This is a genomic window from Mesorhizobium sp. M0048, assembly GCF_040323405.1.
GTDB lineage: Bacteria > Pseudomonadota > Alphaproteobacteria > Rhizobiales > Rhizobiaceae > Mesorhizobium.
On the sequence record NZ_JAMYUV010000032.1, the window covers coordinates 1 to 19,601 of the forward strand.

A 19,601-nucleotide genomic window follows, 5' to 3' on the forward strand; every position below is an offset into this window, starting at 1 on the left:
ATCCCTATCGTTTCGACCGTTCGTCAATGTCGGTTCAACTGGCGAAGGACGGTGCAGGTGTGGTCCTGGAAAGCACATCCATCGCATTCGAGGACCTGGTGTCGGGTTCTCTGGTTCCGGTCTCGATAGAGTTCGAGGTCATCGAGTTTCCGGGATACTGGCTGGTCTGTCCTTCGCGGCATATGAACCGGCGCGCGGTTCGCCTGTTTTCGGACTGGGTGTCACGCGTGGGTAAGCGCGACACCGATCTGGCTCGCCGGTTTCTGGCGGATAAGCAACTGCGCATATCGTTCGAACGACGGCCTCATTTCGGGGCACGGGATGACAAAGCGGCGCCAATGGCGTGAACAGTTCGGCGTTCAAGACATGGCAAGACGAAGATTGACAGCACGTTGCGGTTGAGGAGCTGGCAAAACGCAGGCTGTGTGCAAGCGAATGGGTTGGCCCCGCTTTTCATTTTCCGCGTAGCCTGTGCCTGCGGCTGCCCGCGCCACAAGGCGTTGGTGCACAAATGTGGCATTAGGCACAATCAGCTCTTTGATGCCGCCTGCTATGTCGGCCTTGCCGGGCTGCGAACGGACTCCGGGCGTGCGCACGCCGTCATGCGGTTGAGAACGGCGCAGCCGATGGCGACCTCGGTCTGCTGAGCCGAAAAGGAGCGGGCTCGCAGGCGACGTCCGATCAGCCCCTTGTAGCGCCCGACGGCGGTCTCGATCAGGGCGCGCTTGCCATAGCCGGTGGACGCCTGCCAATTCAGCCTTCCATCATTGGCGATCGCCGTGATGTGACCGTCCCTTTGACCGGGTGGTCCGGTGTCATCACTCTCCACGGCCGTTGAACGTGGCGGGATGACTATCCTTGCGGTGACGCTGTGTTGCAGCACCGCGCAGTAGGTGGGACCGCTATCATATGCTCCGTCGGCCGTGAATTGGTCGATCTCTGCATCGATCCGGTCGAGCAGCGGCTTCACCTGCGAGGGATCGTCGCCGTCCTGGTCGGTCAGACAATGGGCGATGATCTCGCCGCTGTCGGCATTGAGAACCAAATGCAGCTTGCGCCAGGTCCGGCGTGATCTGGCACCGTGCTTGTCTTCCAGCCATTGGCCGGCGCCGTAGACTTTCAAATCCGGTGCTATCGATCAGCACATGCAGCGGACCGTCCTCGGGATGCCGCTGCCGCTTGGCCGATGGTTCCCATATCTGCGCCCGGCGGCTTAGCGTCGTGTGATCGGGAACCGGTAGATCAAGCCCCATCAGATCGAGCAGCGAGGTCGCCAATCCCTCGCTCTGGCGCAGACGAAGCCCGAAGACGCATCCCAGTGTCAAGACCGCCTCGATGGCGAGATCGGAATAGCGGGGCTGGCCGCTGCGGGTCGTTCTTCGCGGCGCATGCCACCTGGCCAAGGCTTCTTCTGTCAACCACAGCGTCAGACTGCCGCGCCGCCGAAGGCCCGCCTCGTATTCCGGCCAGTTTGTCACCTTGAATTTCATCTTCGCGACTCGGTGACGGCGGCTGGCATTGACGGCAGGGGCGGCGCACCATGGTCACGGCCGATACCCCCGCCATGTGGCTCGTGCTGGAAGCCCTCGGCCCAATGTCAGCTAAACAGATGACGGCCACCGGAGAGCATCTGATGGGACTTATCCCAGCGTTGTGCCCGGGGTGCGCGAATCGAAACCGCGCGGATCGACGAGTCCACTACATCTCGTGTCCCTTAGGGCATGGCCCCACCTTCCGGAAAAACACCCCACTCAGCCCTGTCCGGATCTGGCGCTCCTTGCTCGCTCCGCTGGCCTACACAGTTGATTGCGAACGACCCAGAACGGCTCTCGAAAACGAGCGTCGAACGAAATCAGATCACCGTTTGTTCTCCCTTAGCGTTGTTTGGCGTACTTTTATCGCGATGCCCTCTTGTGGGCCGTGCCATAACGCAGTTGATGATCATGCCTGACTACGAAGCGTCGGCCGCCGATAGTCTGGATACAGCGCTCGCTGTGCTCGATGAGGTATTGTTATCGCCTGAGATCTGACCGTCTCATCCCAGCGGACAAAACGGGGCAGGGAGGGGGGCTTTTCAGAGCCCGGACGCCTTGGTGAGATTGACGCGGAAACGATCGCGCCGGCGCTGATACTTTCGCGTCATCTCGGCCGAGGCGTGACCGAGCTGCTTTTGCACATAGCGTTCGTCGACCTCGGCCGAGGACGCGAGGCCGGCGCGCAGCGAATGGCCAGCAAACTTTTGACCGCGTTCGCCCTCCGACAGATCGCCACGCACGCCGGCTGCGAGCGCCGTGCGCTTGACCAGGCGTGCGACCTCCTGGTCGTTAAGCCGATCGGCGCCGACTCTTTTGTCTTGCCCTATTACCCTTCGGAACAAAGGGCCATGGCCGATCCGCGCCAGCTTCAGCCAGGTTTGCAGCGCGACCACCGGGCAGTTGGCGTCGGAGGAGCCGCGGCCGACCTCGACCTCGCGCCAACCGGTTTTGCCGCGCAGGGTCACCAGCACGCCCTTGTCAGGAAAAAACTCAATCCAGCCAGAAGAATCCTCGGTCTGGTCGCGACCAATGTCGAGGCCGACGATTTCGGATCGGCGAAGGCCGCCGGCGAAACCCAAAAGCAGCATGGCGCGGTCGCGCAGACCACGCAGCGTGCCGCGGTCGAGGGTCTCGAGCATGGCGATCAGATCCTCGGGCAGGATCGCTTCCTTCTGCCGGGGAGGGGAGGCGTGGGTGTTGCGAACGCCAGCCATCACCGTGGCGATATGCCGGTCCTTGCGGTCCAGCGGCTGGCCGCGCTGGGCAAAATTCCACGAGAGCGACGAAAGCGGGCGCTCGATGGTTGAAACGGTGTTGGGCCTTTTGTCGTCTCACCGAGTACATCGTCGCCGAAAGGTCGTGCTCGATTTCATCGAGATCCTGCTGGAGAAGGTCCGCGACGATACGCGTGACAGCAGCTATCAGCGCGAAGACATTTTGCACTCGTTCATCTGTCCTCTGCGGGTCAACACCCTAGCCGATGGCGCCAGAAAGGTAGTGCCGGCGGCGTCGCACGACCTCTGGATCATCGATGAGCGATTGACCTTCGCCCAGTATTTCAGCTCGGATGAGGAATTCCAGAATCTCTCTGATGCAGTCGCCAGCGACGAGCGGCCGGATGTTCTGATTTTCGATCACGTACACGGCCTGCGCCAGACCGAGGATCCCTCGCGCGTGCTGCTCGTTGAGTTCAAGCGCCCGGGACGAACCAGCTATGCCGCGGACGAGAACCCCCAGCATCAGGTCGAGCGCTATGTGCGCCGGCTGCTTGAAGGGGGGAAGCTTGACGTCAAGGGGCGCCCCATAAAGCTGAAGGAGGACACGGTTTTCTATTGCTTCATAGTTGCCGACATCGTGGGCAAAATGGACGACTGGACCTATTCGTGGGACCGCACTGCCGACGGGAGAGGGCGCTACTACCAGCCCCGTTCGGGTTTTAAAGGGTCGATCGAGCTCATCGGGTGGGACACACTCCTCAGTGACGCCAGAGAGCGGAATCAGGCATTCTTCGATCGCGCCGGCATTTCTGGAAAGAGCTTCTTTGTGGAAACGCAGGAAACATCCCATCAGCGTCTTCGGGCCGAGGACGAACACGCTGCAAACGCGATCTCACTAGCTGACGCGGCAACGGTTTGATCGTCGTCTCTCCACCGTGCTGCCAGATAGCTCGAGTCCGATGAACGCTGCGGGATTTTGTGTTTGAGGGGAGACAAGATGGGCTTGATGAATCTCAGTGACCGCGAGAAACAGGCTATTGGAGCCATCGACAGCGGGGCGCTTCACGACCTGGTTGACCAGGCCATCAGGTCAGAGCAACTCGGAAAACTCAGCAATCTACCGCTCTACAACTGCGGAGAATACGTGGCCACCAAGCTCCGATACTTCGATCAAGCGCTTGCGGCATACAGGATCGCGAAATCTGCGAAGAAGCGGGAAGGAATTCTACATTCTATTCGTAAAGCCGGCAGTGATCTGACTTTTGCATTCGGTCAGATGAAGCAGCGCTTGGAGGTCGAGGAACGCGAAAGCCAGTTGTTCTTCATCTACGATCCGACGATTGCTCCGTTTCGTCTGACCCAGGACATGCAGGTTCGTGTCAGCTACAAGTGGCGCCGAACGATCGAGGATGAGTGGACTTCCGGTTCCATCATCTTCAAACACAAGGTCCAGCCCCGTTTCGACTATCATACGATCGCTCAGCCCAAGTCTAAGGGCAAGCCGAGCGCCAGGGAAGCTTGCGGAGGACCGCGAGACCGACCTGCTACGCGAATGGGAGCACCTCGAGCAGCTGGCTCATTGGTCAGTGCGCGACTATTTCGGGCGGGTCATGACAGGGGGGGTATCCCCGGTGAGTTTGAGGTCAGGCTCGGTGACGGTGACCACCTGAACAATTTCAGCGCTGATTTCTGGGGGGCAAAGCCAACACTTGAAGCTTAGTCAGCTCTCCATGGCCTTTTCTGCCGCAAATTTGCCAGCTCTCCACGTGTTGTGGACGAGCCAGTCTTCGGCAAGAAAGAACTCTCCACCCAGCACCTCAGCCCCCTCGGTCACGAGGCGCCGCTTCATTGCATCCTCGCCTACGATCGCCGTCTTGGCGTTAGAATACGGTGCGGCATCTGGGACGGGATGAGGGTACTTTATCACCCACTTGAATTGCCCCTGTGGGTATGCACTTTGGATCTGGTCGCGACGGGCCGCGGGGCTGCGGGAGAAACCGACCTTAATGATGGCGCGGCCATCAACGTCGGCGGGTGAACGCCCGAGATAGGCCGATGTATCGCCGCTGAGCTCCAATATGTAGAGATGCTTGGGGCCATCGGTTTCGCCAACCCAGTACGGTTCGGTCGCGGGTGGGATCGCGCGACTTGGCGACAAAGCGGACTCGAGCGTCTGGATTGTGCCGTTGACGCGGCTCCCTTGGCCATAGACGGGCACCTCATAGACATCGAGTTGCATGAGATGCTCGGCTTCAACTGGGTCAACCTGGACACCACTAGATCCGATGTATTCGGCGTGCGCGCTCGCATACGCGGCTGGAAACAACTGCTCGACAGGTTTCCAATCCTCCTGGACGATCCGCCATGCGCGGGTTGCCTGCACGGCGAACAGCCATTTGCCTCTCGAGGCAGGGTCCATTTCCTTCTCGGCCCAGCGGTCGCCGGCGATGAACTGACTGGCATGGCCGGCGTTGTGGGAAACCTCGAGGAGGCCCACGACCTTGCCCCGCATCTCCTCGGGCCCCTTGCCCTTGGTGACGTAGATCGCCACCAATGCATTGGGAGTGGATAATCTCAGATAGCGGTTGCGCTTGGCCTCGTCGGCAAAGCCGATGCAGCCCCAACTCGCGGGGTCAAACCCCCAAAAAGAGGTCAGCCAAATATCACGGCCGCTCGGAAGTCTGTCGACGTCAGGAGCCAGGTCTGGAATCGATCGCCAGTCGAAGGCGAAGACCTCACGTTGTGCGGCATCGATGTCGATGTCGCCCAAGGCTCCGCGGATATACGCCATGGCGTCAGGCTCCGGATGCCTCTCGCCGCGCTTGACTAGAATCGTCGTGAGCGGCGGCAGTCCGCGATCATGCAAAGCGTGCAGGACGACCTCCAGATTCTTGCCCAGACCGCGACCTGTCGGATGGTTCCAACCGACGGCGTCCCCCACCTGCTGATATGTCGCACGCGTTTGCCGCACCGCTTTTTCCGCAAGGAAGCGTGCAATTTCGGCTTGCATAGAATCCATCGATCCCCCAATCGATCACTATGGTAAGTGTGCTTCAGGTGCCTACGTCCCGAAGGCCAGCGGCTACTAAGCCTTGCTTATGCGTTCAACGCAATCTATATTCTGTTGAACACAGGAGGTTCCGATGGCCGCGCAAACACGGACCGCTTCAGAAAGCGAAGCAAAGGTCGCATCGACCCGCAATAAGCTTGTACTCGAGCAAGCGAAAGCCGCCGGACTGCTCGGCGCGGCGAAGAATACCCGTCTTTCGGGGCGAGTGCCTTCGGAGTTGATCGAGGCGGCCAAGAAGCGCGCTCATGTCACCTCGGACACGGAGCTGTTGGAATTGGCGCTGTCGCGCCTGGCTCTCGAAGATGACTTTGGCGCCGGCTTGGTCGGACGCAAGGGCAGCATCCCGGCGGACATAGATCTTGGGTTTTGATCTTTCCGAGGCCCTCCGATCGCTCAAGCCGCAAAAGTACACCGGAACGCTGGAGCGTAGGGCCGATGATGATCTCCCATGGGTTGCAAACGAACCCGCGATCGGGGGACCAGTGTTTCTGGATACGTGCGTCTATCTGGATGTCCTGCAAGGACGAGCACCGGTTGAAGTCGATACGCTGCTTACCTATCGCCGATGCCACCATTCCGCGGTCTGCCTTTCTGAGCTGACCCACGCCTTTGGCCGGCTCGACCCAAAGCATGCCTCCACAAAAGCTGTCCTCGAGACAATCAAAGCCACGGTGGAGGACATTCCGGACCACCGTCTTCATGACCCGGATGCAGCGATGTGGGGACAGGCCGGTGTGTTGGCTGGCTTGCTCTGCCGGCTGAGCAATCTGCCCAAGGGGGAGGGGCACGAGCGCCGCTTCGTAAATGACGCCCTCGTATTCCTGCAGGCGCGTCAGTTGGGGGCGGGCGTGCTGACCGGCAACGTCCGCGATTTTGATTTCCTTACCCAGATTCTGCCGACCGGACGGATCATTCTCTATCGAGCTCCGCCGGGACCGCAGACATCATGAACGTCACGGTCGGCCCTCCTGTCGATATTCTCCACGAACTGGAACAGCTGGGTCGGGCGCCGGCGACTGACGTTAATCACCTGCAGAACACTCCGGCGTTTCTGCGTTTTGCGGAGTTATGTCAAACTCGATACCCCCAGATTAGATCTGGCTCCATGCTGCGACTTTCGCTTGCCTCAGCATTGCGGCAGCTCGGCTTGGCCTGTCTCGTCGGTGGCCAGGGTTCTGGGTTGGCAGCGAGTGCGGCCGAAATATCGGATGGCCTCGACAAAGCCATCCGGAGCACGGCATCGAGGCGACTGCACCTGTGCCCGCTCGATCTGGCATCGCGCCTTCCGACGATCTCCTTCGGTCCAAATCAGGTGCGGTGCTTTTCGGCGACGGAGCTTGAGGAGCTTTTCGACGTTTTGCGTCTTCATCGGGCGAACCAGAACTGGTCGTTCGATAGCAAACGCTTCTCCGAGTTCAATTGGCTCGTCGTCGACGAGAAGGTTTCCCACGACGACATGGGTCCCGACGGGAGAACACTGCCCGGCCTGTTCGTGAATCTTAGCCAGGATTTTGGACGAATCGAACCGCACAAAACTAGCCTCCCTTCATCTGTCGAAGCTGCGCTTTTTGGACTCCTCACAATCCCCTGGGAGCAGATCGCTGAATACAAGGACATGGAATGGCGTGGTTTTAGAGTTCCTTGGGTCTACACCGTCGACTCTGACGTGTTTGCTCGTCGGGTTCCGCCACCTTCTCCAGACAGCCTGAGCTGGGAGCCTGCATGGCAGTTCGATGTCAATGGCGACGAGCATGAATATGAAGCGCCGGTCGCCTATCCGCTAAATGATGACAGCGACAGCGCAATTACCTGGCTGACCGACGACGCGTGGAGTGACATTGTAGCGGCGCGCCGGACGACGTTGTTCGACCGTCCTGTTGCGCACTTCTTTGTCCGTGGATTTCAATCAGAAGCCATCGACGAGTTTCTTGCCCATATTTCAACGATCGAGGCGGCGCTCGGCTTGCCTTTGGACCATGACCCACGCGCCCGAAAAAAGATCGAAGGAAAGAATCCCGGCGCGACGCGCCGGGCCACGCTTCGCATTTCCGGACTGCTCAACGATGGTTCGTTTGGGAACGCCTATTCCAAGCTTTTCGGGCTTAGGAGCGATTTCCTACACGGGAGGCCGATGGCGGACATATCCGGGAACGATAGACGAAGTGCCAGAGAACTCGCTCGCAAGGTGGTGTGCGGGCTTATTGGCGCCGTATCGTCGGATCCGATGGTGAACCGCGAACAACTCCTTGATGGCTTCCTGGATAGGGGGAGCCAGCTAAGCCAGCACGGCGGACCGCCCGCAAGTGAGGCTGCCCATGGCCATTAGCGTCTTGCCCCCGAGCCGCCAGGGCGTGCAGAGTTTTGCAACAAAGTTCGCGCTGCAGCAGGACAGATGGAACGATTTTTCCTTCATGACGCTGTATCACCTCTACTATCAGGTCGAGGGAAGCCCTCCTACTTTGATCGGGCCGGTCAAGATTCTACGGCGAGGCCAAACCACGCAAGACGGCATCCTGATCACCGAACCATTCGACCGCCTTCCGCCTGACTTCGGCTCTGTTGGCAGCTCACTCGACTATTACCAGCGGCTCAATGAGATTGCTGGGGAGGACCGAGATGAGATTCTGGGCTCGTTGAACGACGTCGTTGCCAACTCGCAACTAGAGCCGCTATTCAGCCAGGAGGAAGGCTGGCGAATATCTCTGTTCCGCGACAATCCGGAACCCGAGGGCTTCCTTTCCGATGCTAGACAGATTCACTCTCGCAATGCCAGCGAGGTTCCAGACCTCCATCTGTCGTTCACATTCCATCCGGCCGGATGGGCGGCGCCGATCCAGCTCTATTTCGATGCGCCGAGCCCACTGTTTTATTTCGGCCCGACACGCGAACTTGGCCCCAGCAAGCGCAAGGTCTTGCTCCCACGGCGAGTGATGGTGCTGATTGGACGCAACGGATCGGGCAAGAGCACCTTCCTATCGCGCATCGCACGGGTCGCGTTTGCGTCGCCATCGGACAGAACGTGGCCTCAGTTGACCGCCGTCGGCGTGTTCGATCCACCGTCAATTGGCTTCATGCGCATTATCGCGGTTTCGTACAGCGCGTTCGAGAACTTCTCCGTGCCCGGGTTGTATGAGACTGAGCTCGAGCAGATCGCATCGGACATGGAGAGGGGAGGCGGTCGCTACGTCTACGCCGGCCTTCGCGACGTCGTTGCCGAAGTGCGAGAGCAATTGTCATCCGCACGGGCCAAGCCGACGGACGTGGATGAAAGAACTGTCCTGGACATCGAGGATCGACGATCGAGTACGAAACTGAAGTCGCTCGAGCAGCTCGCTGACGAGTTTGTTCGCCTAATCGGGCAGATCGCGGAGCATGGAGATGATGCGCTGTTCGATGCTGCTCTTGCGCTGGTGCTCGCCGACGCCTCGTTTGCCGATGTTGCCGGGACGGATCGACAGGCTCTGCTTGGTGCCAATCCCCGTTCAAGCTTTCTCGGATGGAGCACAGGCCACAAAATCACGATGCATGCGATCGCCTCGCTGGTGGCACATACGACGAGAAAATCCCTCGTGCTCTTCGACGAGCCTGAGACACACCTTCATCCCCCGCTCATTGCAGCGGTCATGCACGCCTTGAGATTGGTACTGGAAGAAAAGAACGCGTTCGCAATCGTGGCAACGCATTCACCGGTGATCCTCCAGGAGACGTTGGCACTGCACGTGAGGGTCATAAGGCGGATCGGATCGGAATTTGAGGTCTTTATCCCGCCACGAGAGACATTCGGCGAGAACGTGGGAACCTTAACCCACGATACCTTCGGTCTGACTTCTGCCGCGACAGACTTTCATGGGATTCTTGATCTACTCATTCAGGCACACAATACAATCGAGGACGTGAACCAGCATTTTCGGCCGGGCCTTAGCGGGCAGGCGCTCGCATACGTGCTTGCGGGCCTCGCCCGGAAGGCTCGCCAGTGAGAACCCTGCCATGTCCTTCTCGCGAGGAGGCGCAAGCCTACCTCGTGCGCGCTATCGAGACCTACGTTCACGCCGGTATTGCGAAAGGCTATGCTGCGACCCAAGCTGAGATCGACAGCGTGATTGCCATCTACGACGCTTATGACGCGGGTTTGGGGGGCCCCGCGGAAATCCTAAAGGGCGGCGCGCTTCTTCAGCAGTTTCGCGACGCGATCTATAGCGGGTATGACTTCACCCAAGCGGGTGGCAAGTTAGCGTCGGTTCGAGCGTCGCTAATGGCAGGAATTGAGCTGTGCCCGATATGTGGAATTGCACCGCCGCGCCAACTGGATCACCATCTTCCGCGGTCAGATTACCATCCGTTGGCTGTTTATCCTCGCAATTTGGTGCCCCTTTGCCAAGAGTGTAATCAGTCGAAGAGCAAATCGGCTGCCCTAGAGCCTGCCCAGCAGTTCTTTCACCCCTATTTCGAAGCGGTTCCGGATACGTCATTCTTGCGAGCCGGCGTCACAATTGAAGGGGGCGGCCTGGTTGCTACGTTTGACATTGATCCAGCCGCTCCAATCGAAGCGCTAGTTAGCTCGCGCCTCTCATTTGTCTTGCAGCGCCTGAAACTCAACGAACGCTATGCGCGGGAGATCAATATCTATCTGACCAGTCAGGCGACCGCAGTTAGAATCCTGTTTGATAGTGCTGGCGCTGAGGGTGTCCGCAGCTATCTTCTTGCACAGGCAGATGTGGAGAGCCGAGAGTTTCACCTCAATCACTGGCGGCCCGTTCTGCTCCGAGCACTTGCAGCCCATGTCGGGTTCTGCGGTGGGGAATTTGCAGAGGTATTGCCAGCTTGATCCAAACAGTTCCCTTTTCGATCATGTCCGGCTTCCCGCGACGGCTGACCAGATCAGTTAGCTCACGTGCCACCCGGCGATCGGAGATCGAGCGAACACTTCGGCTTCTGACGGCCGCAACGGCGAGGTCGGAGCGTGGCGCTTCTCTACCGTCCGACTGGAACGACTTGGTGGTGTAAGATCAACGGGCGCAGTTCACGTCTCCTGTGATAGGTCTCTCGGCAATTGCTGTCATACGGCCGATTGGAAGATTGCTTCATCTCGCCCGGCGCATCCATGTCTAGGTCCGCGAGACGCGTTCCGATTGCAGCCGTGATCGCAGCGAATGCCGAAGCGAAGTTGCCATCAAGTACGTATCCGAGCATACCGCCATGCTTGACGCGCTTGCCCCGGCACTTCTTGACGGGTGGCCCAGACAGGCCCCGGTGGCGGTAAGCGTCGAATTCCGATACGCCCGTTTCTGGCCTCTGCAATGAGACCGCCAGCCAAGTTGGATGAGGGGCTGACAAGGCCTTTGGCCAAATAAGGCTGCCTAAGCGAAATTCTCCAATTCTATCAGCCCCAAGCTGAGCATCTCGTCGACGATCACCGAACTGATTTGGAGTTGAGTCACGTCTAGTTTGCGCAACCAGTCCCGCGCGTGCTGGACGCTCAAATCGGAGTTTGGGAAATGAGGCTCAAGCGCAGCGGCAGCGATCCGCGAAAGTCCAAGTTCCATGAAAGACCAACCAGACCTCGTACATACACCGAGCTCAAGCGCCAGTGAGAAGTCAAAGATTTCTTTGATCCGCGCTTCGAATCCGCAGTGCCGCAATGCCAAGGCCAGGACATCAATGTAGGCTTTTCCGAGTTGCACATACCGGAAGCGGATGACGTCCTCAATGAGGTCGAACTCCTTACGGATCACATCATTGATGTCGATCGGTTTCGGCCGACGTTTGCGTGACTTCGCATTCGATGCAATTTCATCCTCATAGGCCTTGATCTTTTTCGCAAGGGTTCGCTCTTCGCGCCGGATAGCGTCGGCAAGAAGAACGGGGTAGGGCGTGCCCTGCATCCATTTGACCGCGACGCCAGCGACCAATGCGGGGAACCTGCTGGCGGACAGATTCACCAGCCTCTGTGCACGCATGAAAATCGACTCATACGCTTTACGCGCCGGTAGATAGTCGTGCGGGTTGACTGGGATCAATCCGTCGATTTCGCCGGCTACGATCTTGCTGACCAATTCATTGAACAGGCGTTTCAACCCGAAAGGATCTACGGTCCAGTTTGTGGACAGCAGCGTCGCGGGCAGGCCGATCCCATCGCTCGCAGCTTGGGCCGCGACGACTAGGGCGTCGCGATCTTTTGCCGCGAACGAGGACAGGGATCGTGACGCAAAAAGAGCCACGTCGCCTCTGGCGGCTCTTGCTATGAGCAGGCCCGCAGCGGCGCGAACCTTCCCCGCCACCTCATCGCCAGGTACCATCCTTGGCAGTTCGCCGGCCAGAGCTTGTAGTATGGCGGATCCATGGTCGGCGGCGGCCTTTCCGAATGCAGGTTCGATCCGGTAGCCGACGAAGCTGTTCATCGGCTTATCCGGCCACTCGTCGTAGTCAACGAGAAAAACATTTCCAACGATGTCGGCCTTCATCCGACCTGCGCGTCCCGCAAAATTCCATAGAGCTGCCGGATCCAGCCGCGAGTTAGTCCCCCGCGTAGGCGTGTCGATGAAAACGTTGCGGGCGGGAAGGTTTACGCCTTGAAAAAGGGTCGTGGTACAAGCAAGGAATTTCAGCGCGCCGGACTTGAAGGCACTCTCAATAGACTCCCGCAGCAGCGTGGGCATCTTACCGTAGTGAAAGGCTACGCCACGCCGGACCAAGGCGGCGAGAGAGCATATCGGGGATGGATGTGCTTTTCAATGAACTGCGCCAAATCTTCGAGCACCTTATCGCCGCTATCTCGGCAATCTTGGTGTAGCTGTAGTGCGACTGTTTCGGCGTCCTTGGGTCCCGTCGCATACACCAGAGAACCGCCTGTGCGTCCGAGCTCCAGCGCGACCGCTGCGAGACGGCTGGCGGGGTGGTCAAACCCTCGATGGCTCTGAACCACGCCTAACGATGTCGAGCCAAGAGCGGTTAGGAGTCGCAGACTGAGGGTCCTCGGCTCGGCCGCCCGGCTCACGAGGATGCGGTTCTGTATGACGGACGGCAGAAGCGAAACAGATGCTTTCAGTCCCTTCAGGCCGATGGAATCGGCGACGGTTTCGAAACCTTCCGCACCCGGCGCCAACAGGACCAGACGAGTGTCAGCCCGTCGGGCAATTGCCTGTTCGAGGCATTCCTGCAGGATCATTCCCCGGGCGCCGTCCGAAAAATTCTGCGCCTCATCGACGATCACCAAGTCGAAATCTATAGTTGAGACCGCCAGCAGAACTTGCAATCTTTCCTGGGTCAGAACGAATATTTGACGCTCGGGGGCCGCAGGGTCGATCGTTGGCACCGTCGAAACGCGAATGCCGACTTCATCGTTTAGCCGGCGCTGGATCGAGGCATAGACTTCCCAGAGAAGCGCACGTGTGGGCGCGACATAGACCGCCCGGAAGATGGCGGACCGTTCTGCGGTCCTGCAAAGGTGCTCGATGACTAGAAAGGACTTACCGGCCGATGTCGGCGCGGAAATAGCCAGCGCCGTATCCTGGCCAAGCCGATCCCAAGCACGTTTCTGGAAATCGGTAAGGGCAATTCGCTCGCTGCCGACGTCGATGCCATTTACCTCGCGTGAGATCGCCGCCCGTAGGGCCTGCCGAATTGTGGCGACTGGCTCATGCCGGGCTTCCGCGTACGTTAGGGCGGGGAAATTGCCTAGATCGGTCAAAAGGCGAAGGCTGGCGTCCACTGGAATGTCGTCGCGACCGATAAGAAGGGCGCCCAACGAGATCGCCTGGGCAAGCGCCCGCAGGGTCTCGTCGTCGGTCTGGGCGAACACCCCGGCGCAGTACATCAGGCGTAGTACATCCTGCCGATCCATCCCGCCACGGCGCGACTCTATCGTGTGGGGAAGTGTGGCAAAGGCGGCTTCCGCCTGAAGACGGTCGAAGTCGGATCGGAAGGCCTGGTGGGTCTCAAGCCGACGGGAAAGGTCCAGGGCGAAGGTCATGCGTCGGTGCTCTCGACCGGCGCGACGACGTCGAGATCCTCCGCCGACCCGGGTGCGTTCTCCTCCTCATCTTCAGACGCGGCTGGAATATCTTCGTGAGGAGGCTCCACTCCCATCGCCCGGTAAAAGGCTTTGCGAAGCACATTGACGTCCGGAACCGCCACAAGGAACAAAAGGGTCTTCGCGGTGTCAGCTCCTGACGCCTTGATATGCTTATTCGCCGCGCTGCGATGCCGTTTGTGATCTGTTCGGTAGAGGCCCGCGAAATGCTCCTCGTGCGCGTCCACGGGACCATCGGAGACGGGCAATTTGGCATTGAACCGGCGTTCGGAATAGCAGATCACTCCGACAGAACGTTCGCGTCTCGGTAGATCGGGTTTGCCGACGATGTCGAAGAAATCGAGCGCCGCTTCTCGGGCCGCGCCCTCCAGAGAGTCCAAATGCCCAAGGTCCGATACTAACTCATATTCGCGAAGGTACTGTTTCCGGTTGGCGAGAAATCCCGCGGCGGATTTGGCATAGTCCTTAAGGCCGGCGTTGGCGCTCCCGGCGAGCTTCGATTCCAGGAAAAAGATTGTCAGGGCGTCGCCTTCAAAAGTTGCGTGGATCCCGTCTAGGCCGTGGACCGGCATATTAGCGGAGGTTTTGAGCGCCATCTTTGCCGCGACCTGTGCCGCTGAAAGATGATGCTGAACGACGCAATAGGCGAGCACCTCGCCCAGTTCGCTAGCGCGCGACGGGCTGGTGGCGTTGAAGGTGATGAAGACGTCCCGCACGGCCTGATGCACCCGGGCGATCAATGTGAAATCCTTCTCGATCGCCGCCGTGTACTCGAGCCGCCGCTTTCGCGGCAGGGCATAGTACATGCACTGGCCCCACAGAAACTCCGCAAGGGCATCGATCTGCGGCTCGTCTTCGTTGAAACGCACATGAAGTAGTGCAGTCCGTGGCCCGTCGCCCTCGCATGGCGCGTCGTGCGCGACGGCGCAGGCGACATGCGCGCCTAACTTCGATGGATTGAGGAGGCTAGAGATCGCCTTTTGGATGTTCATGCCGGTGTTGCTGTCCAGGAAATAACTTGCACGCAGTGATTCGGATTACAGAATTCTAAAGGAGCGCAACAATTATCGCACTTCTATTCGCGATATGCTTCCGACCTGAGGCCTGTATTCGCAGGAAATGCGAGCCCCAAACGGAGTTTAGACTGCTTCGGGGAGGGCCCGACTCGAAAAACCGTGCTAGATGAAAGAAGTTCGAAGTCGTCCAGTTTAGTCTAGATACATCAGTGCGGGAGCGTAAAACAAGGTGGGGAAAAACATTGTCGTCTGCTGCGACGGTACGGGCAACCAGATCGAGCGCAATCTCTCGAACGTTTTGAAACTGTTCCGCATCCTGAAGAAGAATGAGGAACAGCGCGTCTATTACGACGCTGGCGTAGGCACGATCGGCGCCAGCAACGCATGGGCCCGTTGGCGGCAAAACACCAAATCGGTGTTTGAACTGGCCACGGGATATGGGCTCGACGCTGAAATCGCGGGCGCCTACGCATTCATCTGCCGGCACTACGTCGAAGGGGACGCAATTTTCCTCTTTGGCTTCAGCCGCGGTGCCTACACAGTCCGCGCCGTTGGGGGCCTGATCCACATGATCGGCCTGCTGCAGCCGGATCAGCTTAACATCGTTCGATATGCTGTAAGCTCCTATAAGCAGGCCAGCGACGAGAACGACCTAAACGTCGCCTGGCACTTCTCCAAAGTCTCTGGAGCCCGAGACGCTCGTATCAAATTTCTTGGTGTCTGGGATACGGTTGCGTCGGTCATCGTGCCGCGAAGGGACCGACTTCTGCCCCAGCTCCAGACACTGCCACATACAAGGACCAACCCGAGCGTCGAGGTCTTTCGCCACGCGATTGCGATCGATGAGCATCGTCGCATGTTCCGGCTGAACCGGTGGGTCGAACCACAGCCGTTTGTCGAAGATCCTTTCGACAAAACTGCGCCAGCAAAAGAGCAAGATATCAGGCAAGTCTGGTTCGCCGGGTGTCATTCGGATGTTGGTGGTGGCTATCCTGAAGAGGACGGCGCTATCTCTAAGTTTCCGCTCGACTGGATGATTGATGAAGCCACGGCGTTTGGACTGCAGATCAACTCTCGGATGCGGGAGCGCCTCGTCTTCGGAACAGGGGAGGGCGAGGGGAAGATGAACTTCGTGGGCCCGAATCCACTTGGGGCCGTGCACGATTCAGTGACGTGGGGCTGGAAGCCGCTCGAGTGGATTCCAAAATCGGTCAAATTGCGTGAATGGAAGCGAAAATCCGCCCTCGGTTTCTATCTTCCGCAGGCCGAGCCTCGCATGATCGAGAAACAGGAGCCGCGGCCGTTTGTTCATCAGTCGGTTCTGGATCGGAAGGCAGCCATCTTGGGATATAAGCCAGAGAATTTTCCAACGGCGTTCGATGTTGAGCCTTATGGTGACCTTATGAAAGATCGCCTGGCAAAAGAAGCCGGCAGTTAGGGTAGAGAGTCGTAACGTCTCCAAGTTCACGATTGCAGGGGGATGCAGATGGCGAAAAAGAGCAGTCCCGTTAAGAAGGGTGAAAAGGCTGTCGCGGTGGCCCTGTCACCTGCTGAGACGCGAGACGTCTACGCCTCTCGACGGTTCCTGGATGGGGTGACGCAGAAGAAGCTCGGCCTCAAGGTCCGCTTCGACACATATTACAAGGACCCCCTTGTCGCGAAGAATAATCCCGGCCTGGAAATCGATGACGATTTTTATGTGCCTTGGGAGCCACGCATTGGCGACGGCCCCACAAGTGCGAGGTTCGCTATTGTCGATTACGACAGCACCAGAAATACGTTGGAAGAACCGGCCAAATGGAGCGTCGGCGAGAAGGTTTTTCTCGATCCGAAGGGGCGTAGGATCGATCGAGCGTTAAAAGAAACCGCTCACTTCCGCCAGGTCAGCACTTGGGCAATTCTGCAAAGCACACTTGATTTCTTCGAGAGCCCAAGCGGCCTCGGCCGGCGCATCTCTTGGGCGTTCGAAGGCAATCGGCTTCTGGTCACGCCAAATGCCGGTTACGGCGCAAATGCCTATTATGATCGCCAGAGCAAATCGCTCCAGTTCTACTATTTTGACGACGACAACGGTCAGCGTATTCACACCTGCTTGTCCAGCGATATCGTCAATCACGAGTTTGGTCATGCACTGCTGGATGGCATTCGGCCTTATCTTCTGGAAGCGGTCTCACCACAGACAGGTGCCTTTCACGAATTCCTGGGGGACTTGCGGAACAATTCGTTCCGTAAGGAGCTTGCGGCCAGGACCAAGGGCCACTTGAAGACGAAATCCGGTGACGAACTCATCGCATCTGTCGCCACAGAGTTCGGCAACGCCGTGTCAGGACAACCATACCTTCGTAGTGCGGGTAACGAGCATTTTCTGGGCGAATACAAGGATGAGATCGAACCTCACGCGCTCTCGGAGGTGATGACCGGAGCGATGTTCGACATCTTCGTTGCCTTGACCGAGCAATATCTCAAACGAGAGCGCAGCGACGGGGAGACACACACTCCGGCTCAATCGCTACAATATGCGGTCGCTCAGATGCAGATAATTGCCATCCAGGCGCTTGATCTTTTGCCGCCAGTCGAGGTTACGTTCAACGACTACGCGCGCGCTGTCTTGCGCAACCTCGCGATCGCAAACCCAACTGATCCCACCAACTATCGCGAGATGATCGCGGACATTTTCGTCCACCGCGAGATCATGACCGCAGAGGAGAGAACCGACCTACTGGTGCGCGCGCCCTTGTACGATCGGATGCCAGGAACAATTTCGCACGACCCGGAGCTTATCGGGAGTTCGCGTGCAGCGGCCTATCGCTATCTCGATGACAACCGCGACAAGCTCTTCATTCCCGACCATGTCGACATCATGGTCGATGAGGTCTTCACCTCCGAGAAGATGGTCGGTCCAGGCCTCTTCCAGCCCAAACAGATCATCCTCCAATATCTGTGGCGCGAGAACTTGGCGTTAGCGGGCAGGCAGTTTGGCTCCTTTAGTGGCAAGACGACCAGCCTGCTCTGTGGCGGGACGATGGTCTTCGACGTCAATGGCAGCCTGCTTTATTGGGCGCGCAAGCCAGGCAGCGAACCCTTTGCCATCGCAAGCGTGGCGATGGAGAAGATAAAATCGCGCAAAAAACTCTTTGGCACCGAGCAGGTGGCCTTGGCTGAACTCGAGGCTGGCAAGCAGCGCAGGCAGGAGTATCTCGATGCACTTGCCAGACGCATCGAGGAGGGGATGGTTGGTGAAGAACTTGCCGGCCCCGAAGGTCTTGTTGGAAGCCTTACACCGCCACTGATCGCGCGCGAAGTTGACGGCTCAGTTCGGTTTGAGCTCTCGCCGCACTTTCATGTTTACGATGCCGATGATTCCAGCCTGGGAGCGCTTAGATGGCAAATGAGCTCCTGATCCGCCTTTATGATGTCGGTCTGGGCGACTGCATCTATGTTCGCATCCCCGGCAAAACCGACAAGAAGGAAGATGCATTCCATATGCTGATCGACTGCGGCACCTGGAGCGAAGGGAAGCTTCTTGCCGCAGCGATGAAACAGCTCGAGAGCGAGTTGCCAGACGCACAGGACGGAAAAAAGCGGCTCGATCTTGTCGTTGTCACGCACGAGCACAAGGATCACATAGCGGGCTTCGATCCCAAGCTATTCGAGAACATGAAGGTCGGCGCGGTTTGGATGAACTGCGCCATGGATCCCAAACATCCGCAGGCGGGAAAGACCCGAAAAATTAGAGGGGTCGCTGAGCAGGCCATGCGGGGGCTTGCCGCGCTTGGGCCGAGTCTGAGCCCTCGCGCAAGCGAGCTCTTGTCAGTTTTCCAGATTGACAACAAAGGCGCCATGCAGACCTTGCGCAAGACGCTGCTCGATGGCGGAGAGCCGACCTATGTGCATGCCGGCGAAACCAACGAAACACATGGCATTGAACTCCATAAAGCGAAAATCAACATCCTTGGCCCGGAGGCTGATTTCGATCGTTATTATCTCGGCGCGACCGCTCAGCGAACATTGAAGGGCGTGCTGGGAGCGGCCGCGTTCGACGCGGAAAAAGAGTTTGATGCCACTGCAAAAGCGCAAGAGCCGCCTTTGCCCCGCAATATCAGCCCGGCCTCTTTTCGCGCCCTTCGTGCCCGCATGCAGTCGAACGCTTTGGCATTCGCGGAACTGGATGGCACTTTGAAAAACAATTCCAGCATCGTTCTGCTGATCGAATGGAACAAGAAGCGCCTGCTGTTTATCGGGGACGCCGAATGGCACGGCGACTTCAAAGAGGGCAAGATGAATGGCTCATGGAACGTGATGTGGAACGAGCGCCGAGATCTGCTCGGCAAAACAGTCGACTTCCTCAAGATCGGCCATCATGGCAGTGAAAACAGCACACCCTGGGACATGGGCAAAGGAAAGCCCAGCGAAGCGACTGCGATCCTGGATGCAATCCTGCCGGTACCGGCGGCCGGCCAGCAGTCGAAAGCGACAGCGGTCGTGTCGACCGAACGAGGGAAATACCGCACGATTCCGCGCGGCCTGTTAATGACGGAAATTGCTCGGCGGGTTGGCGATACCCGAATTTACAAGCCTGATCTCGAACACTTCAAACCGAAGGATCCCGCGGACTTTGAGACCTATGAGAGGGAATGGCTGGATAAAGCTCAGCCATTACGCACTGACTTCGAGCGGATTAGGGAAGGAAAGGGCTTTATCGACGTGGTTTTGAGCTGACAATTACGGCGTGCA

Annotated in this window: 14 protein-coding genes and 2 pseudogenes; 10 read left to right on the plus strand and 6 right to left on the minus strand. The window is 58.4% G+C overall.

Annotated features, from left to right (window positions below; genetic code table 11):
* Nucleotides 1-347, plus strand: a 347-nt coding sequence (locus NKJ84_RS22495) for a LysR substrate-binding domain-containing protein (RefSeq protein ID WP_352508294.1), incomplete at its 5' end; no start/stop codon positions are given.
* Nucleotides 348-550: 203 nt separating this feature from the next.
* Here NKJ84_RS22495 and NKJ84_RS22500 read toward each other — a convergent pair.
* Both NKJ84_RS22500 and NKJ84_RS22505 read right to left on the minus strand, forming a co-directional pair.
* Nucleotides 551-1,490: pseudogene (locus NKJ84_RS22500) on the minus strand (IS5 family transposase).
* Nucleotides 1,491-2,074: 584 nt separating this feature from the next.
* Nucleotides 2,075-2,863: pseudogene (locus NKJ84_RS22505) on the minus strand (site-specific integrase); the annotation flags it as partial.
* An 886-nt stretch (nucleotides 2,864-3,749) separates the two neighbouring features.
* On the opposite strand from NKJ84_RS22505, the gene NKJ84_RS22510 reads away from it, so the two are divergent.
* On the plus strand, nucleotides 3,750-4,472 hold the full coding sequence (locus NKJ84_RS22510) for a hypothetical protein (RefSeq protein WP_352508295.1): 723 nt from the start codon (nucleotides 3,750-3,752) through the stop codon (nucleotides 4,470-4,472).
* Here NKJ84_RS22510 and NKJ84_RS22515 read toward each other — a convergent pair whose 3' ends face one another.
* Nucleotides 4,473-5,762, minus strand: coding sequence for a hypothetical protein (locus NKJ84_RS22515; RefSeq protein ID WP_352508296.1), 1,290 nt, complete (start codon nucleotides 5,760-5,762; stop codon nucleotides 4,473-4,475). It lies immediately after the preceding gene.
* 133 nt (nucleotides 5,763-5,895) lie between these two features.
* Between NKJ84_RS22515 and NKJ84_RS22520 the strand changes: the two genes are divergently transcribed.
* Genes NKJ84_RS22520 through NKJ84_RS22540 form a run of 5 tightly spaced genes read left to right on the plus strand, consistent with a single transcriptional unit; the run spans nucleotide 5,896 to nucleotide 10,647 of the window.
* A complete protein-coding gene (locus NKJ84_RS22520; RefSeq protein ID WP_352508297.1) occupies nucleotides 5,896-6,192 on the plus strand; it encodes a hypothetical protein in 297 nt (98 codons plus the stop codon).
* Nucleotides 6,182-6,772 (plus strand): type II toxin-antitoxin system VapC family toxin, encoded by a 591-nt coding sequence (locus NKJ84_RS22525; protein ID WP_352508298.1) that lies wholly within the window; start codon nucleotides 6,182-6,184, stop codon nucleotides 6,770-6,772. The genes NKJ84_RS22520 and NKJ84_RS22525 overlap by 11 nt, the downstream gene beginning before the upstream one ends.
* A complete protein-coding gene (locus NKJ84_RS22530; RefSeq protein ID WP_352508299.1) occupies nucleotides 6,769-8,148 on the plus strand; it encodes a hypothetical protein in 1,380 nt (459 codons plus the stop codon). Before NKJ84_RS22525 ends, NKJ84_RS22530 begins: the two co-directional genes overlap by 4 nt.
* The gene (locus tag NKJ84_RS22535) at nucleotides 8,138-9,799 is read left to right on the plus strand and encodes an AAA family ATPase (protein ID WP_352508300.1); all 1,662 of its coding nucleotides are present in this window, start codon (nucleotides 8,138-8,140) and stop codon (nucleotides 9,797-9,799) included. The genes NKJ84_RS22530 and NKJ84_RS22535 overlap by 11 nt, the downstream gene beginning before the upstream one ends.
* A complete protein-coding gene (locus tag NKJ84_RS22540) occupies nucleotides 9,796-10,647 on the plus strand; it encodes an HNH endonuclease (RefSeq protein WP_352508301.1) in 852 nt (283 codons plus the stop codon). Before NKJ84_RS22535 ends, NKJ84_RS22540 begins: the two co-directional genes overlap by 4 nt.
* A 532-nt stretch (nucleotides 10,648-11,179) precedes the next feature.
* Here the strand turns inward: NKJ84_RS22540 and NKJ84_RS22545 are convergent.
* The 3 genes from NKJ84_RS22545 to NKJ84_RS22555 are packed head-to-tail and all read right to left on the minus strand — an operon-like array spanning nucleotide 11,180 to nucleotide 14,843.
* On the minus strand, nucleotides 11,180-12,478 hold the full coding sequence (locus NKJ84_RS22545; RefSeq protein ID WP_352508302.1) for a helicase-related protein: 1,299 nt from the start codon (nucleotides 12,476-12,478) through the stop codon (nucleotides 11,180-11,182).
* A gap of 17 nt (nucleotides 12,479-12,495) precedes the next feature.
* Nucleotides 12,496-13,791: a DEAD/DEAH box helicase gene (locus tag NKJ84_RS22550; RefSeq protein WP_352508303.1), complete on the minus strand. Its 1,296-nt coding sequence runs from the start codon at nucleotides 13,789-13,791 to the stop codon at nucleotides 12,496-12,498.
* Entirely contained in the window at nucleotides 13,788-14,843 is a 1,056-nt protein-coding gene (locus tag NKJ84_RS22555; protein ID WP_352508304.1) for a HamA C-terminal domain-containing protein, read from the minus strand. The genes NKJ84_RS22550 and NKJ84_RS22555 overlap by 4 nt, the downstream gene beginning before the upstream one ends.
* A 253-nt stretch (nucleotides 14,844-15,096) precedes the next feature.
* Between NKJ84_RS22555 and NKJ84_RS22560 the strand changes: the two genes are divergently transcribed.
* Genes NKJ84_RS22560 through NKJ84_RS22570 form a run of 3 tightly spaced genes read left to right on the plus strand, consistent with a single transcriptional unit; the run spans nucleotide 15,097 to nucleotide 19,586 of the window.
* Nucleotides 15,097-16,305, plus strand: coding sequence for a T6SS phospholipase effector Tle1-like catalytic domain-containing protein (locus tag NKJ84_RS22560; RefSeq protein WP_352508305.1), 1,209 nt, complete (start codon nucleotides 15,097-15,099; stop codon nucleotides 16,303-16,305).
* A gap of 48 nt (nucleotides 16,306-16,353) precedes the next feature.
* Nucleotides 16,354-18,267, plus strand: a complete 1,914-nt coding sequence (locus NKJ84_RS22565) for a gluzincin family metallopeptidase (RefSeq protein WP_352508306.1) — start codon at nucleotides 16,354-16,356, stop codon at nucleotides 18,265-18,267.
* Nucleotides 18,249-19,586: a ComEC/Rec2 family competence protein gene (locus NKJ84_RS22570; protein WP_352508307.1), complete on the plus strand. Its 1,338-nt coding sequence runs from the start codon at nucleotides 18,249-18,251 to the stop codon at nucleotides 19,584-19,586. The genes NKJ84_RS22565 and NKJ84_RS22570 overlap by 19 nt, the downstream gene beginning before the upstream one ends.
* Nucleotides 19,587-19,601: the final 15 nt, after the last annotated feature.